This is a genomic window from Ruegeria sp. HKCCA5426 (assembly GCF_013034585.1).
Lineage (GTDB): Bacteria > Pseudomonadota > Alphaproteobacteria > Rhodobacterales > Rhodobacteraceae > Ruegeria.
Genome location: NZ_WQGH01000003.1, coordinates 177,800 through 195,064, shown reverse-complemented (window position 1 = coordinate 195,064; position 17,265 = coordinate 177,800). Strand labels below are relative to the sequence as shown.

The following is a 17,265-nucleotide window of genomic DNA, read 5'->3' as shown; positions in this document are numbered from 1 at the left end:
CCCTAGTAAGCTAACCCCGATCACAACTCGTGCAACTGCTCCGATCTGCCAAAGATTAAGCAACCTTGCCAGACGCATTCAAAAATTGCGAACCTTGTATGGGGCGAATCTTTGCGCTGTTTCGGCGAAATCGTTGAGGGAGGACTTTTTATGACGCTTTCCAGACTTATTGCACCTGCAATTGTGCTGGGCGCTGGGCTTGTTGCAGCCACTGCGATGACTGCCGTTGCGCAGAACAAAGAACCTTCGGAGTGGTCCAGAACTGAACCTTACCCGAACCAGACCGTCTATTATCCCGGAACGGAAACTCTGGGTCCTGACGAAATGCGCGTCATCGCGTGTGGAACCGGAATGCCCCAGCCACGCCTCAAGCAGGCTGCGGCGTGTTTTCTTGTTGAGCTGGGCAACGGCGAAAAGTTCATCTTTGACATGGGCGAAGGCTCGTATGAGCGTATCATGGCGCTTGGGATACCGTTGGATCAGCTAGACAAAGTGTTTCTGGGCCACTTGCACCTTGATCACGCAGGCGATTTTCCGGCCTTCTACTTTACTGGTCCCGTAAACAACCGTCTGACGCCCGTTCGCCTTTGGGGGCCTGAGGGGATCAAGCCCGAATGGGGAACAAAAGCCTGGGCTGACCATATGATGAAGATGTGGGCCTGGGAAGAAGCAACCAGGGGCGCGGCAGTTGATCCGCGTGGGTTGCAGTTAGAGGTAAATGAATTCGACTGGAAAGCTGTAAACAACGTCATCTTTGATGAAAACGGTGTTCAAGTTAGGACTCTGCCCGCGATTCATGGTGAACAATCGGTTAGTTTTCTGTTGGAATGGAATGGCCTCAGATTTGCGTTTTCGTCCGATACGCTGCCAACGCGCTGGTGGAGAGAACATGCCGCCGGTGTGGATCTTGCCATCCACGAGTGTTTCACCCCACCAGAATTCATGATCGAAAAATACGGCTTTGAACCATCGGAAGCCATATTTGTCGGCTCTCAGGGACACACCGCCGCGCAAGCGTTCGGTAAGATCATGTCGGAAACCGAACCTCGGCTGGCCGTTTGCTATCACTTCCAAAACGATCACGACATTGCGTTGGCCGTCTATTCAGCAATCCGGGAAACCTATGATGGCCCCTTGGATTTGGCAGCCGACTTTATGACTTGGAATGTAACAAAGGATAGCATTCGAACACGCCAAGGTGTGCCCAACGAAGAGTCTTTCCCTGCGCCCGTTCAGATGGCAAAGCAACCACCTGACTCTGCTGCAGAGTTCCCGTTCTCTGAATTTGATCTTGAAAGCATCGACCTCGGCGCGGCCGAAGCCACAAATGACATGATCAATGATTTCAACGAACGCACAGGAAACGACGAAGTCGGCGCCTATACCAGCCTTCCCTTCAAAAACTAATAGGCTGAGCGGGCCTGTTTGGGGCCCGCCTTTGCTTTGCTGGCGTTTCGACACCAAGGCGCAAGAGAATACGAAAACACCGCACCGTCTGAGACGGCGCGGTGTTAAAATACTCGCAAAGCGCTAATTTAAGCCTGCTTGGTCACCTGCGTGAAGTCCAGCTCGACCGGGGTCTCGCGGCCAAAGATCGAAACCGAAACTTTCAGCTTCTGGTTCTCGTCGTCCACGCCTTCGACCATGCCGTCGAAATCCTCGAACGGGCCGTCGTTGACTTTGACCTTTTCGCCGACCTCGAAGCTTATCATCAGTTTCGGCGCTTCTTCACCTTCCTGAACGCGGTTGAGGATCTGGTTCACCTCAGCGTCGCGCATCGGCATCGGGCGGCCTTGCGGGCCCAGAAAGCCGGTCACGCGGTTGATCGAGTTCACAAGGTGATAGCCCTGATCCGACATCTCCATATGCACCAGTACGTAACCGGGCATAAAGCGGCGTTCGGTCGTGACTTTCTTGCCCCGGCGCACTTCGATCACCTCTTCGGTGGGCACCAGTACTTCGTCGATGTCGTCCTCAAGGCCCTGTTCAGCCACCGACGTGCGGATCTGCTCTGCGATCTTCTTTTCGAAATTCGAAAGAACGCTGACCGAGTACCACCGTTTCGCCATGAACCTGTCGTCCTTGTTTACTTTCGGCGCATCCAGTCAATCAGACGCAGCCGTCATTGAATTTCCATCACGTGACCCGGAATAAAAAGCGGCGCGCAGCCCGAATCGCCGCACGCCCATTCCGAATAGTCCCGCGTCACTACTCTGACATCGCGCGCGGTGCAAGGGGCAAGCCGCGTTTCCGCGCGCCTTAACCGGTTTACTCGAACGCGCCCAAGATCAGTTGCAGACCGCCGCGAATACCAAGATCGACCAGCGCAAAGAACACGGCGGTCAAGGCCGCCATGATGAACACCATGACCGTGGTCAGCAGAACCTCACGGCGCGTCGGCCAGACGACCTTTGCAACCTCGGCGCGGACTTGCTGAATAAACTGGATCGGGTTTGTGGTGGCCATTTGGCTTGGATCTCTCTGCTAGCGGATAGGCCGGACATAACCGGGCATTGCGGCGATTTCAAGGGCTGTCAGGGCTTGGGCTTGTCGTCCCATTCATCGTTGAGGATACGACGGGCGTCGCCTTCGGGATCGTCATATTGGTTTGATCGCACCGTGTAGACAAATGCCACCAGCCCAACCCCGCCCAGAAACAGGGAAATCGGTATCAGATAGGCCAGAACTTCCATCGCTTTATCGTACCCGTAGCGCATTCAAAGATACGGTGATCGACGAGGTCGACATCGCCAGCGCCGCAATCAGGGGCGTGGCCAGGCCGGCCACTGCCAGCGGCACCGCGATAATATTATAGACAGTGGCAATGCGAAAGTTTTCGCGAATCCGTTTCGTCGCCTTGACCGCCGTATCACAGGCGTCAGAGATCGGCGACAGGTCATTGCCCAGCAGCACGATGTCCGAGGCCACCCGCGCCGCATCCAAAGCCGAGGCCGGGGAAATCGACACATGCGCCGCCCCGAGTGCTGCCGTGTCGTTCAGACCGTCGCCCACCATCAGCACGTGGTGACCCTGATCGCGCAGCGCCTCGACATGCTTGGCCTTGTCCTGCGGCAGAGCCTGCGCGATCCAGTTCTGGATGCCCAGCTTATCCGCCAGCGCCTGAACCGCGCCCTGCGTATCGCCCGAAATCAGGATGACCTCTTTACCCGCGTCGCGGAACGCTTGCACCGCCTCGGCAGCACCGGTTCGCAGGCTGTCCGAGAACAGGAAGGCCTCAGGTGCCTGCCCTTCAACAGAGAGCCACGCGGCGGTCTGGTCGCCCTCTTCCGCGCCGACCCACACAGCCCGCCCAAGGCGGACACGCTGGCCTTGGGAAGTGCCTTCGGTGCCGAATCCGGGAACCTCGGTGATGTCGTCCAGGGTGGCGGGTTTGATCCCGGCCTCGCGCGCGGCCTGTGTCAAAGCAACTGACAAAGGGTGCGAGGATGCCTCGGCCAGCGCCAGCGCAATCTCAAGATCAGCGCGGGAATGATCGCCCAGATTGGTCAACTCGGGCGTACCTGAAGTCAGCGTACCGGTCTTATCGAAAACGACCGTATCTACCTCGGCCAGACGTTCCAGCGCGGTGGCGTGTTTGATCAGCATCCCCTTGCGGAACAACCGCCCCGAGGCCGCAGTGGTCACCGCTGGCACGGCCAGACCCAGCGCGCAAGGGCAGGTGATGATCAGCACGGCGGCGGCGATATTCAGCGCTGTTCGCACGTCGCCGGAATAGATATACCACCCCAGAAAGCTGAGCGCCGACAGGATATGCACACCGGGCGCATAAAGCTTGGCCGCCTTGTCGGCCAGCGAGGTATAGCGCGAGCGCCCCGATTCCGCGATGGCCACCAGATCGGCCATACGATGTAACGAGGTGTCTTCACCCACTGCCGTCGCGCGGATGGTCAGGGGGCCGGTCAGGTTCACCTCACCGGCGCTGACCGTCACTCCCGCCTCGGCGAACACCGGCAGGGTTTCTCCGGTCAGCAAGGACCGGTCGAGTTCCGACTGGCCCGAGACAATCTCTCCATCCACCGGCATTCGTCCACCGGGGCGGACAAGGATCAGATCGCCGACGTTCAGCGTGGCAACAGCAACCTCTTCTTCGGCCCCATCCACCAAGCGGATAGCCCGGGGGACTTCGAGCGCGGTCAGCTCTTCTGCCGCGGATCGGGCAGCAGCACGCGTGCGATAGTCCAGGTAGCGACCAGCCAGCAGAAAGAAGGTCAGCGTAAGGGCGGCGTCGAAATAGGCATGCTTGCCGCTGAGCGCGGTTTCCCAAAGCGACGTAACCAGCGCCAAAAGGATAGCCAGCACGATCGGCACATCCATGTTCAGGCGGCGAACCCGCAAAGCCGACCACGCATTCGAAAAGAAGGGCTGCGCCGCGAAGCCAATCGCAGGCAGCGCGATCGCGGCCGAAATCCAGTGGAACATGTCCCGCGTCGCGTCTGTGGCGCCAGCCCAGACCGAAACCGACAAGAGCATCACGTTCATTGAGGCAAATCCGGCCACCGCTAGACGCATCAACAGGTCGCGCCCCGCCTTGTCGGACTGTGTGGCGGATAGGGCACCGGGATCAAGCTCATGCGCCTCATAGCCCACGCGCTCCAGTACCGAAATCAGGTCAGCAGCGCGCAATTCTGGCGCGGCTTTGATCATTGCTCGTTTCAGAGTCAGGTTGACCCGCGCGTCTTCCACGCCGGGATGGGCGTTAAGCTCCCGCTCGACGGTGGCGATACAGGCCGAGCAATGGATGCCCGGCAGTGACAGCGCAATCTGCACATCTTCTGGGATTGGGCGCGCGGGCTCCGCCGGGCTTGCAATGCAGCCCGGGCAGGCGGCCGTGCCTGATGTAAGCTGCGCCGTCATTCCCTATCCCTTTACGTACAGCGGCACGCGCTGAGCGAACTCTGCCCCGCTATGATCCTTTGCGATCAAACGGATATTCCAGTTTCCCTTGCCCAGTGACGCGGGCGTGGCGTAAGCGGTACCATCAAAAATGAAATCCGGTGTGAAATCTTCTTTGACATGCGTGGCCCGTCCAACGACAGCCTGCAACTCGGCCACTTCGACAGGGGTGCCGGTCTGGTCTGTAATATGCAGAATCAACAGCCCCCCAGACAATTCAGCACGGATATCCCATCCCAACGCCTGTTGTTCCTGCAAACGCTCGTTGAACTCTTGGCTGGCGACGTAAGAGTTTTTGACCTCGAGCCCCGGAAAAGTTTTCACCGCGCTGTAGGCCAGCACAAGATTTACCGCGATGATCACACCAAATGCGGCCACGAAGACGGCCAGTGCATGTTTGCCGGTGAATTTGCGTTCGGCCATGTTCACTTCCCTTGCCCGTTAAAGGTGGTGTCCTTGTAGGCACGCTCTCCGCTTTGCAGGTCTTCGACCCAGATGCGCACCGGAGTAACGTCAGTTGACGCCGGGCCGGTGCCACCGGAGGCCACGATATAGACGCGCGTCAATTGTGCCGTATCCGCAGCGACAATGACAGTGTCACCGTCATTGCCTTCGATCTGTACCTGCATGGCCGAATCCCCCGCAAGCGTCAGCTTGAACGGCCGTTCCTCACCGTGTTTGTTGCGCAGGCGCACGTCATAGGTGTTGCGGATCGTGCCATCGGACAGGGTCACGAAAGTCGGGTTCCGAACGGGTGCCACGGTCAGATCAATATCGGATCGGATGAACAGCGCAAACAACAACGCAAAGCCAACCGCAGCCCACATCCCTGTATACATGATCGTCCGGGGACGCAGAATGTGTTTCCAGACGTTCCGAGGCGGCTCACCCGCACGCTCGCGCGTTTCATCGCTCAGCGCCATATAGTCGATCAGACCGCGCGGCTTGCCGATCTTGGCCATCATGTCATCGCAGGCGTCGATGCACAGCGCGCATGTGATGCATTCAAGTTGTTGCCCGTCGCGGATGTCGATCCCGACGGGGCAGACATTCACGCAGGCCATACAGTCGATGCAATCCCCCAATTCGGAATCTGCAGTACGCTTGCCTTTGCCGCGCGGCTCACCCCGCCATTCGCGGTAGCCAACGACCAGAGTATCCTCGTCCATCATCGCCGCCTGAATACGTGGCCAAGGGCAGGCATAGATACAGATTTGTTCGCGCGCGAACCCACCGAACAGGAAAGTCGTGCCGGTCAGGATCAACATCGTGGTATAGGCCACGGGGTGGGCGTTGCCCGTCACCAGATCACGCAAAAGCGTCGGCGCGTCGGCAAAGTAAAACACCCACGCCCCACCAGTGGCCAGACCGATCAGCAACCAGACGGTCCACTTCGTCACGCGCAACCGCGCCTTGCGGAAATCCAGCTTTTCCTGCCGATGCAGGCGCAAGCGCGCGTTTCGGTCGCCCTCAATCCAGCGTTCAACCAGAATATACAGATCCGTCCACACGGTCTGCGGGCAGGCATAACCACACCAGACGCGACCCAATGCCGAAGTGAACAGGAACAACCCCAACCCGGCCATGATCAATAGACCTGCGACAAAGTAGAACTCATGCGGCCAAATCTCGATCCAAAAGAAATAGAAACGACGATTCGCCAAATCCAACAGCACCGCCTGATCCGGCAGGCTGGGCCCGCGGTCCCATCTGATCCATGGCGTCACGTAATAAATGCCCAGCGTGACAGCCATAATGATCCATTTCAGGTTACGAAATGGCCCGGATACGCGCCGGGGAAAGATAGGCTCCCTTGCGGCGTAAAGGCTGGGGGCGGGGTCGGAATCGCTCACGGGATGGCTCCAGATGTAGCTATGTTTTTCGCGTCTTGTTCCAGATCACAAAGGTAGTCTCTTTGACATGGGTCAAAAGAGCATCGTACAGACACCTTTTGTCACAGCGCCCCGGACTGCGACCGAAGCCAACGGACAAAGATCTTGGTAGCAGGGCGAAGTGGAAAATCACCCGTTACAATATGATACCCGCTATTTTGTGGCTCGCAAAACAGTTCGACAAGCTGCCCCAACGCAATGTCGGCTTCGACAAAATGCCGCGCCGTGACGGTTACGCCCTGCCCGGCGCGCAACGCGTCCAGCAAGAGGTTTCCAGGCAAGGCGATCCGACCCGCGCGTGGACCGTGTTCGACGCCGTGCCGCGCCAGCCATGTTGTGGCTTCGGTCGTCCCCAACTCTTCCAGCCACGGGAGCTGGCTCAATTCCTGCGGCGTCCAATCGGACCGACCGCCCAAAAGGGTCCGCGCCGCGACAATCACGATGGGGCTGCTCAACAACAGGTCCGAGGCGATGCCAGACCAATCACCGCCGCCATAGCGGATCGCAACATCCACACCTCCGGGGCTCGGGTTGACCAGTTTCGGCGTCGGGTCCAAAGCCAAGGGAATATCTGGGAATTCTGCTTGAAAGGCAGGCAAGCGCGGCATCAGCCAGGACGCTGCGAACGAGGGGGTCAGAGAGACGTGGACAGGGCGGTCCTGATCCGTTTGCATCAGGGCTGCGACCGCGGCCCCGATTGTGCCAAATCCCAGATGAGTTGCGCGCGCCAGCTTTTCCCCCTCGGGGGTCAGGGTCATGGATTTCCCTGATCGGTCCAACAGCGATACGCCCAGGTGCTTTTCCAAAACCCGCAATTGCTGACTGATGGCTGCGTGACTGACGTTCAACGCCGCACCTGCCTGCACAATATTCTCGGCCTCGGCGAAGGCAGAAAATGCCCGAAGCGAGGCCAGAGGTGGCATTTTCATCCAATCCATTTGTAAGCCTTACTTACACAAGAGAATTGGAATTGAGTCGCATTTTTCAGTCAGAAGTTCAATCTTTTCTGCATTCTCAGTTTAAAGAATGGAGAGGCAAAATGCTCTCAATCCTTGCAAAAAGCTTCATGATCGCCACTCACACCAGAGATCGCGATGAACGTACCGGCAAGCCCCGCCTGGGGTCGCGGCCAAAACACTGGCCAGCACATGATCATTGGAAAGGAAAAGGTCCAGCGCACGAAAAGGTGCATCTGGACCTCATCATTCGGGATCAGTAATCTGTGAAATTAGCACCGGCTGTTCAGGAAACGCGCGAACAGATGGAACAGCCGGTGCCTCAACCTTCGGGCGGCGAACCGTCCGAAGGTATTCTTCAAACCTTACTGACCACCACCCAACTGGTGGACATAGGCAGTCACAGCGCGGATTTGCGCCTCAGTCAGGCGGTTTTCCCAAGCGGGCATCACGCCGAAGCGACTGTAAGTGACTGTCTGGGTCAGAGCTTCTTCGCTGCCACCATAGAGCCAGATCGCATCGGTCAGGTTCGGCGCACCCTGGAACACATCGCCCGTGCCGTCTTCGCCATGACAAGCGGCACAGTTGTCTTCGAAAACAACCTTGCCCGCTTGCGCTGCGGCGTCATCGGTCTGCGCGTTGGTCAGGGACATGACGTACTGAACGACCTGCGTGATCTCTTCTTTCTCAAGAAGCTCTCCAAAGGCCGGCATCTCGGAATAGCGCGCGTCGTCGCTTTCTTCGTTCCGAATACCGTGGGCAATGGTGAACTCGATATCTTCGAGCGTTCCGCCCCACAGCCACGCATCATCCAGCAGGTTCGGGAAGCCGGGTGCACCCTGCGCGCCTGAACCGTGGCACTGCGCACACCAGGTACGGAATACCGCGCCGCCCGAGTTTACCGCGAATTGCTGCAGCTCAGGGTCTTTCGAGATGTCCTCAAGAGACGTTTCCACCAGCTTGGCATTCCAAGGTGCGTTGGCCTCCTGGAAGGCAACCATCTCTTCCTGCACCAGCTCACGAGACGACCAGCCAAGAACACCAGCGGTCGCTGACTGAACCAACGGCCACGCCGGATACATGATCGTGTAGATCACGCCCCAGATAATCGTGACGTAGAAGGTCCACAGCCACCAGCGGGGCATCGGGTTGTCAAACTCTTCGATACCGTCCCAGCTGTGACCCGTGGTGTTCGGATCACCCGGCAGTTTATCAGATGTCTTGCTCATGGCCGCGCCTCCTTGGGTGTGGCGGGTTTATCGTCGCCCTGCAGGGGCGCTGGTGCGTCTGCATGCCGGAAGGGGATATTGGCGGTGTCCTTGTATTCCTTGCTGGCACCGGGGCGGAAAACCCAGATCACGATGCCAACGAAGAATGCGAACAACAGCAACAACATCCAGCTATCCGCGAACTGCCTGAGGAGTGTATACTCTTCCATCACACCCTCCTTTAGCGGCTTGGGTCCGGGGTGAAGGTCGAGAAGTCGACCAGCGTTCCCAGCATCTGAAGATAAGCCACCATCGCGTCCGCTTCGGTCAGCTCGGGCTGACCGTCGAAGTTGCGCACGCTGACCTTGTCGCCATAGCGCTCCAGCAGCCCGTCATAGTCGCTGTCGGGATCAGCCTGCGCACGGAAGTCGGCCTCGGCATTGGCCAGCATTTCTTCGGTGTAGGGCGTGCCGACAAGGGCGTTCGCCTTCATGATGTCACCGATATACTTGCCGTCCAACTTGCGATGCTCGAGGAAACCGTATTTCGGCATCACCGATTCCGGCACAACCGACTGCGGATCACGCAGGTGGTCCACATGCCACTGGTCCGAGTAACGGCCACCCACACGGGCCAAATCAGGCCCGGTGCGTTTCGACCCCCACTGGAACGGGTGGTCATACATCGACTCGGCCGCCAGCGAATAGTGCCCGTACCGTTCGACCTCGTCCCGCATGGGGCGGATCATCTGGCTGTGGCAGACATAGCAGCCTTCGCGGATGTAGATTTCACGCCCTGCCATTTCGAGGGGGGTGTAGGGGCGCATCCCCTCCACCTTCTCGATGGTGTTCTCAAGATAGAACAGCGGGGTGATCTGCACGATGCCACCGATGGTCACGACCAGAAAGCTGAACACCAGCAGGAGGGTCGCGTTGGTCTCGAGGATCTTATGTTTGTCGAGAATTGCCATTGCTCCGGCCCTCCTTATTCAGCCGGGACCGCGACGGACAGGCTGGCCTCTTTGGCCGGCGCTTTCCGCACAGTCATCCACAGGTTGTAGCACATGATCACGGCACCAGCGACGAACATCACGCCACCCAAGGCACGCACCACATACATGGGGAACTTGGCAGCCACGGTGTCAGCGAACGAGTTCACCAAAAAGCCGTTGGCATCCACTTCGCGCCACATCAGGCCCTCCATGATACCGGTGACCCACATCGACGCGGCATAGAGAACGATGCCGATCGTAGCGAGCCAGAAGTGCCAGCTAACCATTTGCAGCGAGTACAAACGCTCACGCTTCCACAGGACAGGCACCAAGTAGTACAGCGCGCCAAAGGTGATCATACCGTTCCAGCCCAACGCGCCCGAGTGTACGTGACCAATGGTCCAGTCAGTATAGTGAGACAGGCTGTTCACGGCACGAATCGACATCATCGGACCTTCGAAGGTGGACATGCCATAGAAACCGACCGAGATGACCATCATGCGAATGATCGGGTCAGTGCGCAGTTTGTCCCATGCGCCCGAAAGGGTCATCAGACCGTTGATCATACCACCCCACGAAGGCATCCACAGCACGACCGAGAACACCATACCCAGCGTCGAAGCCCAGTCAGGCAGCGCGGTATAGTGCAGGTGGTGCGGACCGGCCCAGATATACAGGAAGATCAGGGCCCAGAAGTGGATGATCGACAGCTTGTACGAGAATACCGGACGTTCCGCCTGTTTCGGGATGAAGTAATACATCATGCCCAGGAAACCCGCAGTCAGGAAGAAGCCCACGGCGTTGTGGCCGTACCACCACTGGATCATAGCGTCTTGCACGCCCGACCAGACGATGACGGATTTAGACCCCCAGATGCTGACCGGGATGGTCAGGTTGTTGACCACGTGCAGCATCGCAACGGTGACGATAAAGGCTAGGTAAAACCAGTTGGCCACATAGATATGCGGCTCTTTCCGTTTAATGACTGTGCCCAGGAAAACGGCCAGATACGCGACCCAGACGATAGTCAACCACAGGTCAACATACCATTCGGGTTCGGCATATTCCTTGGATTGCGTGCCACCCAAAACATAGCCGGTCGCCGCCAGCACGATGAACAGCTGATAACCCCAGAACACGAACCACGCCAAATTGCCGCCCCAAAGACGCGCAGCGCTGGTGCGCTGTACCACGTAGAACGAGGTCGCAATCAACGCGTTGCCGCCAAAGGCGAAAATCACCGCAGATGTATGCAGTGGACGCAACCGACCAAAGTTCAGATAGCCCTGCGCCCATTCAAAGTTCAGCGCGGGAAAGGCCAATTGAAAGGCGATGAATGTTCCGGCGATGAACCCGATCACGCCCCAGAAGGCAGTCGCGATAACGCCATAGCGGATCACGCCGTCCATATACTCGGCCGAGTGGTCCACGAGGATATCTGGCTCATCGGTGTTTCTAAGCGTCCAGATGAACAATCCGCCGGCGATCAGCATCACCAGAATTGCATGCACCTGATACGCCAAATCGCGTGCATAATTTGTCCCGATCGCGGCAAAAACCACGATCAGACCAAGCACGATCAGCTTGATGTAATTTGACATATTGCGTCCCTTTGCCATGCTCTGCGCGATTCTCTTATATCGCAGAACCTTTTTGACTGGCTGTTCTTTTTTCGGACAGCCGCTTTAACTGCTTTGATCTGTGTCAAGACAGGACGCTGAATACTATGACAATCCTAAAGAAACGACTGGGCTGGAAAGTCGCAGCTTACAACGGTTCGAAGGTAAGAGGTCAAAAATGGCTTACAAATCTCTTCTCACTGTGATGACAGATTCCACGCAATCGAATGCGGCCCTTGCGCAGATGGCGGCACTTGCTTTGGCACAGGATGCCCATGCCGAGGCGCTGTGTCTGGGCGTGGATCGTAGTCAGACAGGGTATTACTATGCCGGCGCAAATGCGTTGATCCTGCAGGAAACACTAAGCCGCGCCAACGCCGAAGCAGAAGAAGTGCTGGAATATGCCAACGCGTTTCTGGGGAAATCCGGTGTTCGGTGGTCTGCCGAAAGTGGCGTGGCTCAGATCGCCGATATTGGACGTCATGTCGCCCATCGCGCGCGGTTTTCGGATCTGGTTGTTCTGCCCCAGCCCTATGGCGAAGATCGGGGCGCAGAATGCGAACCCATAGTCGAAGCCGCGATGTTCGAGGGACACGCGCCCGTGCTTATCACCCCGGAGAACGCAAAGCCGTTCGAACGACCGGGGACGATTCTGATCGGCTGGAACGAAAGCGTTGAGGCCATGCGCGCCATACGCCGCGCCCTGCCCTTCCTGCAACAGGCCGAACTTGTGCGGATCGTCGTGATCGACCCACCCCGCCACGGGCCGGATCGGTCCGACCCAGGGGGGATGCTGTCGCAAATGCTGGCACGGCACGGAGTAAAGTGCGAAATCGACGTTCTCAGCAAAACGATGACACGCGTGTCAGACATCCTGAATCGCCACGCCTCGGACACTGAAGCTGACATGATTGTCATGGGCGCCTACGGGCATTCGAGATTCCGCGAAGCCATTCTGGGCGGCGCCACTCGGAACATGCTGGAACAATCCCCGGTTCCCGTATTTCTGGCGCATTAAAGCCGGTAAGTTAGTAAAACCGCCCCTAATAAGGGCGGTTTTTTACCCTCGTCTTACAAGGCCGATCAGGAACAGCAGAATGACTGCGCCGATCGTGGCAAAGAATATTGACGAGAACAGGCCGCCCCCGACCGAAAAGCCAAGCGCCGGAAAGACCGTCCCCGCCAGAAACGCGCCAACGACTCCGACAATAATGTTTCCAAACAGACCGAAGCCCCGGCCTTCCATGATCTTGCCGGAAAGCCAACCGGCAATGGCGCCAATGAAGATCATGGCGAGAAGGCTACTGAATTCCATGGTTTGCTCCTGAATTGACTGCACTCAGGCCACTAAACCACGACTACTGCGTCAGGTCACGTCAGACCAGAAAACCACCGTCTGAATCGTCACCAGCTTCTTCCATCAGACGTCCCATATCGGGGATGGTCACGTGACGCTTGCCCTCAAGGGTAATGACGCCGTCCCGTTTCAGCGCCGAAATCTGGCGGCTGACCGTCTCCAAAGTCAAACCAAGGTAGTCCGCCATCGCCTCGCGGGTCAGAGGCAAATCAAAGACGATCGGGCCGGCGTTCCCCTCGTGGCTGATCGAAGCATCCCGACGGGCGATGATGGACAACAGGCTGGCAATCTTTTCACGGGCGGTCTTACGCCCTAGCACCAACATCCATTCACGTGCTGCATCCAGTTCATCCAACGTCATCTGCAGCAGGCGATGAGCGATATGCGGGGTTTCGTTCATCATCTCTTCGAAGGGCTTCTTGCGAAAGCAGCACATCACCAGATCTGTCGTAGCCTGCACGTCGTAGGGCGCCGACTCGCGACCGGGGCGCCCCACAAAATCGCTGGGCAGCAATAGACCGACCATCTGAGTACGGCCGTCTTCCATCGTTTGCGTCAAAGACGCGATGCCCGACACGACCGAACCCACGAAATTCATCTGATCCCCAGACCACAGGATTGTCTGACCAGCCTCGAAACTGCGGTAATACTTAATGCCTTCAAGCTTTTCCAACTCATTGGCATCGCAATGCGCGCACACCGCCCGATGTCGAATGGGGCAGTCGGCACAATTGGTATGGTCGATCTTGAACATCGGTGTCATGCGGGTTTCCACTTGATCTCTATCAAGGTTTATTTGCGAGCCGTCCTCTAACGGTATCGCCATGATTGTTAAACCACAACTGGCACAGCTTGGACTATTTGACGCGAAAGTACCGCGTTACACAAGCTATCCAACCGCCCCCCACTTCAACAATGGCGTGGGGGAAAATCGTTATGGCGACTGGATTTCCAAGATTAAGCCCGGCAGCGCCATCTCTTTGTACATCCATGTTCCGTTCTGCCGCAGGCTTTGCTGGTTCTGTGCCTGCCGCACGCAAGGAACCCAGACCGACAATCCGGTCATTGCCTATGTGGACGTGTTGAAGGCCGAGCTGGATCTGCTGGCCGAACGCCTGCCCCAAGGGGTGACACTGTCGCGCCTGCATTGGGGCGGCGGTACGCCCACCTTGCTGAACCCGGATCTGATGAGAAATCTCGCGGCTCATATTCTGGATGTGGTTCCCTTGGGTGCTGACGCGGAATTCTCGGTCGAGATCGACCCGAACGAAATTGACGCAGATCGGCTGGATGCATTGGCCGAGGCGGGTATGAACCGGGCCTCGATCGGGGTTCAGGACTTCGACGATGAAATCCAGAAAACCATTGGCCGGATTCAAAGCTATGACACCACGCGCAACGCGGTCGATATGATCCGCGCCCGTGGGATTTCCAGCTTGAATGCAGACATCCTGTATGGCTTGCCGCATCAGACCAAAACACGAATGACCGAAAGCGTGCAGAAGCTTCTGTCTCTTAACCCGGACCGGGTGGCGCTTTATGGATACGCCCATGTGCCATGGATGGCCAAGCGACAGCAGCTGATCCCGTCAGATGCCCTGCCCACGCCGGAACAGCGGCTGGATCTTTTCGACACGGCTCGCCGCCTTTTCATGTGGGACAACTACGCGGAAATCGGAATCGACCACTTCGCCACGCAGGATGACGGTCTGACCCATGCCTTGAAAGCAGGGCGGCTCAAGCGAAATTTCCAGGGATATACTGACGATCAGGCCGAAGTGTTGATCGGAGTCGGGGCCAGTTCGATCTCACGCTTTCCACAAGGCTATGCCCAGAACGCACCCGCGACGTCGGCCCACACAAAAGCAATCCGCGAAGGGCGTTTCTCGACGTCTCGCGGGCATATGTTCAAAGGGCAGGATGTTCTGCGAGCGCGTTTGATCGAAGCGCTGATGTGCGACTTTCAGATCAATTCGGCGGAGATCCTGCGCGATCACGAAGTATCGGCCACTGAACTGAATCAGATGTTCCAAACGGCCAATGCCGCGTTCGACAACCTGTTGCGCGTCACCGACGAAGGGCTGTTTATTCCGCCCGAGGCCCGCGCCCTGACCCGGATGATTGCTCGCAGTTTCGACGCCTATGACCTGAGCAAAGCTGGCCACAGCTCGGCGATCTGACGTCTTGCATTTGGGCAGGCTCTGCGGCCTGTCACCGTGACATTCGTGCAGGGGCTTGACGCAGGTATCCGATTTTCTCCACACTTGGGGGGTGCGATCCGCACCCTGAGGCAGGTGAATTCGCAGACAGTTCTTGCCGACGCATCCGCGTGGGACGACCCTGTTCGTGCAGGTATTACTGCAACCTGAAAGAGGGACAGCACTCATGCGCGTTTTCACCGTCCTCGGCCCCAGTCAGTCGGGCAAGACAACCCTGGTCGAGGCCATCAGCCGCCTCGACGGTCGACCCACCACATTCGACGTGTCCGGAACCGTGCATTTGCACGGTTTTTCTTATTTGGGCGAGCAATGGTGCGCCGTTGACGTGGATGGCGGCGGGGATAACCTGGGCTATGTCGGCCCGGCGATGGCCATTTCCGACGCGGCTGTTGTGGTTGTGCCCCCGGACCCGGACGCAGCCGTTCTGTGCGCCCCTTATCTGAGGTTGGTGGAAGAGGCCGGGATTCCCTGCTTCCTTTTCATCAACCGGATGGACAGCCCGAATGGACGCATTAGGGATATCATCGCGGCACTACAGACCTATTGCGTTCATCACATCGCGTTGCGGCAAGTGCCCATCCGTGACGGAGACTCCATCGTTGGCGCGGTCGATCTGATTTCGGAACGGGCCTGGAAATACCAGGAGGGGAAACCTTCCAACCTGATCGAGTTGCCCCAATCTGTGGAAGACCGTGAACAAGAAGCCCGAACCGAACTTTTGGAAACTCTGTCCGACTTTGATGACAACCTGCTCGAGCAACTGATCGAAGACAAACAGCCCCCCAGCGCCGAGATTTATGACCTTGCCGCGCAGGTGCTGCAGAACCATCAGCTTATCCCGGCCTGTCTGGGGTCCGCCAGCCATGGAAACGGCCTGACACGCCTGATGAAAGCCCTGCGGCATGAAGCGCCCGAGTTTGACATCGCAGCCGGACGCGACGAAGCCGCCGAAAACGCCCGCGCGATCGCCGGGTTTGCCGATGTGAAAAAACATATCGGCAAGATCATTGTCCTACGCGGACTGGGCGACGGCGTAAAAGCCCATGAGCCGCTGGGAGGTGAAACCGTTGGCAATCTGACGGGACTGGATGCAAAAACCCAGATCGACAAGCTGGGCGCGGGTCAAATCGGGTTGGCGGTCAAATCTGATCACCTGAACCCCGGCAATCTCTATGACAGCAAAGAGGCCACGCCGTTGCCCGAGTGGGCCTTATCCCATCCGGCGGCTCACCGTCAGGTGGTCTCACCCGCGCATGAACGCGACGATGTGCGTTTGTCCAATGCCCTGACCCGGCTGGTTGAGATTGACCCGGGCCTACACATGGAACAGGACGAACTTAGCGGTCATTCAGTTCTGGGATCGCAGGGTCCGCAGCATATGCGCCGTGTCAGCGCGAAACTGGCCGAAGACTTCGGGATCGAGATCGTCGCCGATCCGGTTGAAACCGCGTATCGGGAAACCATTCGCACACCGATTGAACATCGCCATCGCCATCGCAAACAGTCCGGCGGGGCCGGGCAATTCGCCGATGTCGTCATCTCGGTTGCGCCCATGCCACGCGGATCGGGGTTCCAGTTCGAAGAGGTGGTCAAGGGCGGCGCAGTGCCGCGCAACTATATCCCCTCGGTCGAACATGGGGCCAAAGACGCGCTTGAACAGGGTCCCGAGGGGTTCCCGGTTGTCGATGTGAAAATCACGCTGAGCGACGGCAAGCATCACAATGTGGACAGCTCGGATTATGCCTTCCGCACCGCCGGAAAAAACGCCGTGCGAGAAGCGCTGCCACAGGCCAAGCCCGTGGTGCTGCAGCCGATCCTAAATGCCGAGATTCACCTGCCTTCGGATTTCGTGGGCGACCTTGTTCCCACGATCAGCTCGCTTCAGGGTCAGGTTCTGGGCTTTGAGGGCAATCCCAACGCCTCAGGCTGGGAGATTTTCAACGCGCAGCTACCGGCAGTAGCCGAGGATGAACTGCACCGCAGTCTGGCCAGCGCGACACGCGGCACCGGCTGGGTCAAGCTGAGCTTTGATCACTATGAAGAACTGCGCGGCCCGGTGCCAAAACCGGTGGCTAAGGAAAAAGCCAGCGCCTGAGCAAATTGTAGGGC

At 57.9% G+C, this 17,265-nt stretch carries 17 protein-coding genes; 4 read left to right on the top strand and 13 right to left on the bottom strand.

Annotation, left to right across the window (positions count from 1 at the left end; all coding sequences use genetic code 11):
• Nucleotides 1–150: 150 nt before the first annotated feature.
• Entirely contained in the window at nt 151–1,407 is a 1,257-nt protein-coding gene (gene gntH, locus GOV87_RS06090; RefSeq protein ID WP_171126300.1) for a guanitoxin biosynthesis MBL fold metallo-hydrolase GntH, read from the top strand.
• A 128-nt stretch (nt 1,408–1,535) separates the two neighbouring features.
• Here gntH and nusG read toward each other — a convergent pair whose 3' ends face one another.
• The 11 genes from nusG to ccoN form a co-directional block, all read right to left on the bottom strand.
• Nucleotides 1,536–2,069, bottom strand: coding sequence for a transcription termination/antitermination protein NusG (gene nusG / locus GOV87_RS06085; protein ID WP_171124312.1), 534 nt, complete (start codon nt 2,067–2,069; stop codon nt 1,536–1,538).
• Between the two features lie 199 nt (nt 2,070–2,268).
• Nucleotides 2,269–2,466: a preprotein translocase subunit SecE gene (gene secE / locus GOV87_RS06080; RefSeq protein ID WP_171211186.1), complete on the bottom strand. Its 198-nt coding sequence runs from the start codon at nt 2,464–2,466 to the stop codon at nt 2,269–2,271.
• A 68-nt stretch (nt 2,467–2,534) separates the two neighbouring features.
• Nucleotides 2,535–2,693: a cbb3-type cytochrome oxidase assembly protein CcoS gene (gene ccoS, locus GOV87_RS06075; RefSeq protein WP_171124316.1), complete on the bottom strand. Its 159-nt coding sequence runs from the start codon at nt 2,691–2,693 to the stop codon at nt 2,535–2,537.
• A gap of 4 nt (nt 2,694–2,697) precedes the next feature.
• Entirely contained in the window at nt 2,698–4,875 is a 2,178-nt protein-coding gene (locus GOV87_RS06070; protein WP_171211185.1) for a heavy metal translocating P-type ATPase, read from the bottom strand.
• Between the two features lie 3 nt (nt 4,876–4,878).
• Nucleotides 4,879–5,337 carry a FixH family protein gene (locus GOV87_RS06065; protein WP_171124320.1) on the bottom strand — a complete coding sequence of 153 codons (459 nt, stop codon included), beginning with the start codon at nt 5,335–5,337 and terminating at the stop codon, nt 4,879–4,881.
• A 2-nt stretch (nt 5,338–5,339) separates the two neighbouring features.
• Nucleotides 5,340–6,767 carry a cytochrome c oxidase accessory protein CcoG gene (gene ccoG / locus GOV87_RS06060; RefSeq protein WP_171211184.1) on the bottom strand — a complete coding sequence of 476 codons (1,428 nt, stop codon included), beginning with the start codon at nt 6,765–6,767 and terminating at the stop codon, nt 5,340–5,342.
• Nucleotides 6,768–6,868: 101 nt separating this feature from the next.
• Nucleotides 6,869–7,744 carry a LysR family transcriptional regulator gene (locus GOV87_RS06055; protein ID WP_171211183.1) on the bottom strand — a complete coding sequence of 292 codons (876 nt, stop codon included), beginning with the start codon at nt 7,742–7,744 and terminating at the stop codon, nt 6,869–6,871.
• Nucleotides 7,745–8,127: 383 nt separating this feature from the next.
• Entirely contained in the window at nt 8,128–8,991 is an 864-nt protein-coding gene (ccoP, locus tag GOV87_RS06050; protein ID WP_171124325.1) for a cytochrome-c oxidase, cbb3-type subunit III, read from the bottom strand.
• The gene (locus GOV87_RS06045) at nt 8,988–9,200 is read right to left on the bottom strand and encodes a cbb3-type cytochrome c oxidase subunit 3 (RefSeq protein WP_171124326.1); all 213 of its coding nucleotides are present in this window, start codon (nt 9,198–9,200) and stop codon (nt 8,988–8,990) included. The genes ccoP and GOV87_RS06045 overlap by 4 nt, the downstream gene beginning before the upstream one ends.
• Before the next feature lie 11 nt (nt 9,201–9,211).
• Nucleotides 9,212–9,940: a cytochrome-c oxidase, cbb3-type subunit II gene (gene ccoO, locus GOV87_RS06040; protein WP_171124328.1), complete on the bottom strand. Its 729-nt coding sequence runs from the start codon at nt 9,938–9,940 to the stop codon at nt 9,212–9,214.
• Between the two features lie 14 nt (nt 9,941–9,954).
• A complete protein-coding gene (gene ccoN / locus GOV87_RS06035) occupies nt 9,955–11,562 on the bottom strand; it encodes a cytochrome-c oxidase, cbb3-type subunit I (protein WP_171124330.1) in 1,608 nt (535 codons plus the stop codon).
• 196 nt (nt 11,563–11,758) lie between these two features.
• On the opposite strand from ccoN, the gene GOV87_RS06030 reads away from it, so the two are divergent.
• Nucleotides 11,759–12,598 carry a universal stress protein gene (locus GOV87_RS06030; RefSeq protein WP_171211182.1) on the top strand — a complete coding sequence of 280 codons (840 nt, stop codon included), beginning with the start codon at nt 11,759–11,761 and terminating at the stop codon, nt 12,596–12,598.
• Nucleotides 12,599–12,640: 42 nt separating this feature from the next.
• Here the strand turns inward: GOV87_RS06030 and GOV87_RS06025 are convergent, their stop codons facing one another.
• Both GOV87_RS06025 and fnrL read right to left on the bottom strand, forming a co-directional pair.
• Entirely contained in the window at nt 12,641–12,895 is a 255-nt protein-coding gene (locus GOV87_RS06025; RefSeq protein WP_171124335.1) for a GlsB/YeaQ/YmgE family stress response membrane protein, read from the bottom strand.
• Between the two features lie 61 nt (nt 12,896–12,956).
• A complete protein-coding gene (fnrL, locus tag GOV87_RS06020) occupies nt 12,957–13,700 on the bottom strand; it encodes a transcriptional regulator FnrL (RefSeq protein ID WP_171126306.1) in 744 nt (247 codons plus the stop codon).
• A gap of 61 nt (nt 13,701–13,761) precedes the next feature.
• Between fnrL and hemN the strand changes: the two genes are divergently transcribed.
• Complete coding sequence (hemN, locus tag GOV87_RS06015; RefSeq protein ID WP_171211181.1) at nt 13,762–15,117, top strand: oxygen-independent coproporphyrinogen III oxidase; 1,356 nt, start codon at nt 13,762–13,764, stop codon at nt 15,115–15,117.
• Nucleotides 15,118–15,322: 205 nt separating this feature from the next.
• Nucleotides 15,323–17,251, top strand: coding sequence for an elongation factor G (locus GOV87_RS06010; protein ID WP_171211180.1), 1,929 nt, complete (start codon nt 15,323–15,325; stop codon nt 17,249–17,251).
• The last annotated feature ends 14 nt before the right edge of the window (nt 17,252–17,265 follow it).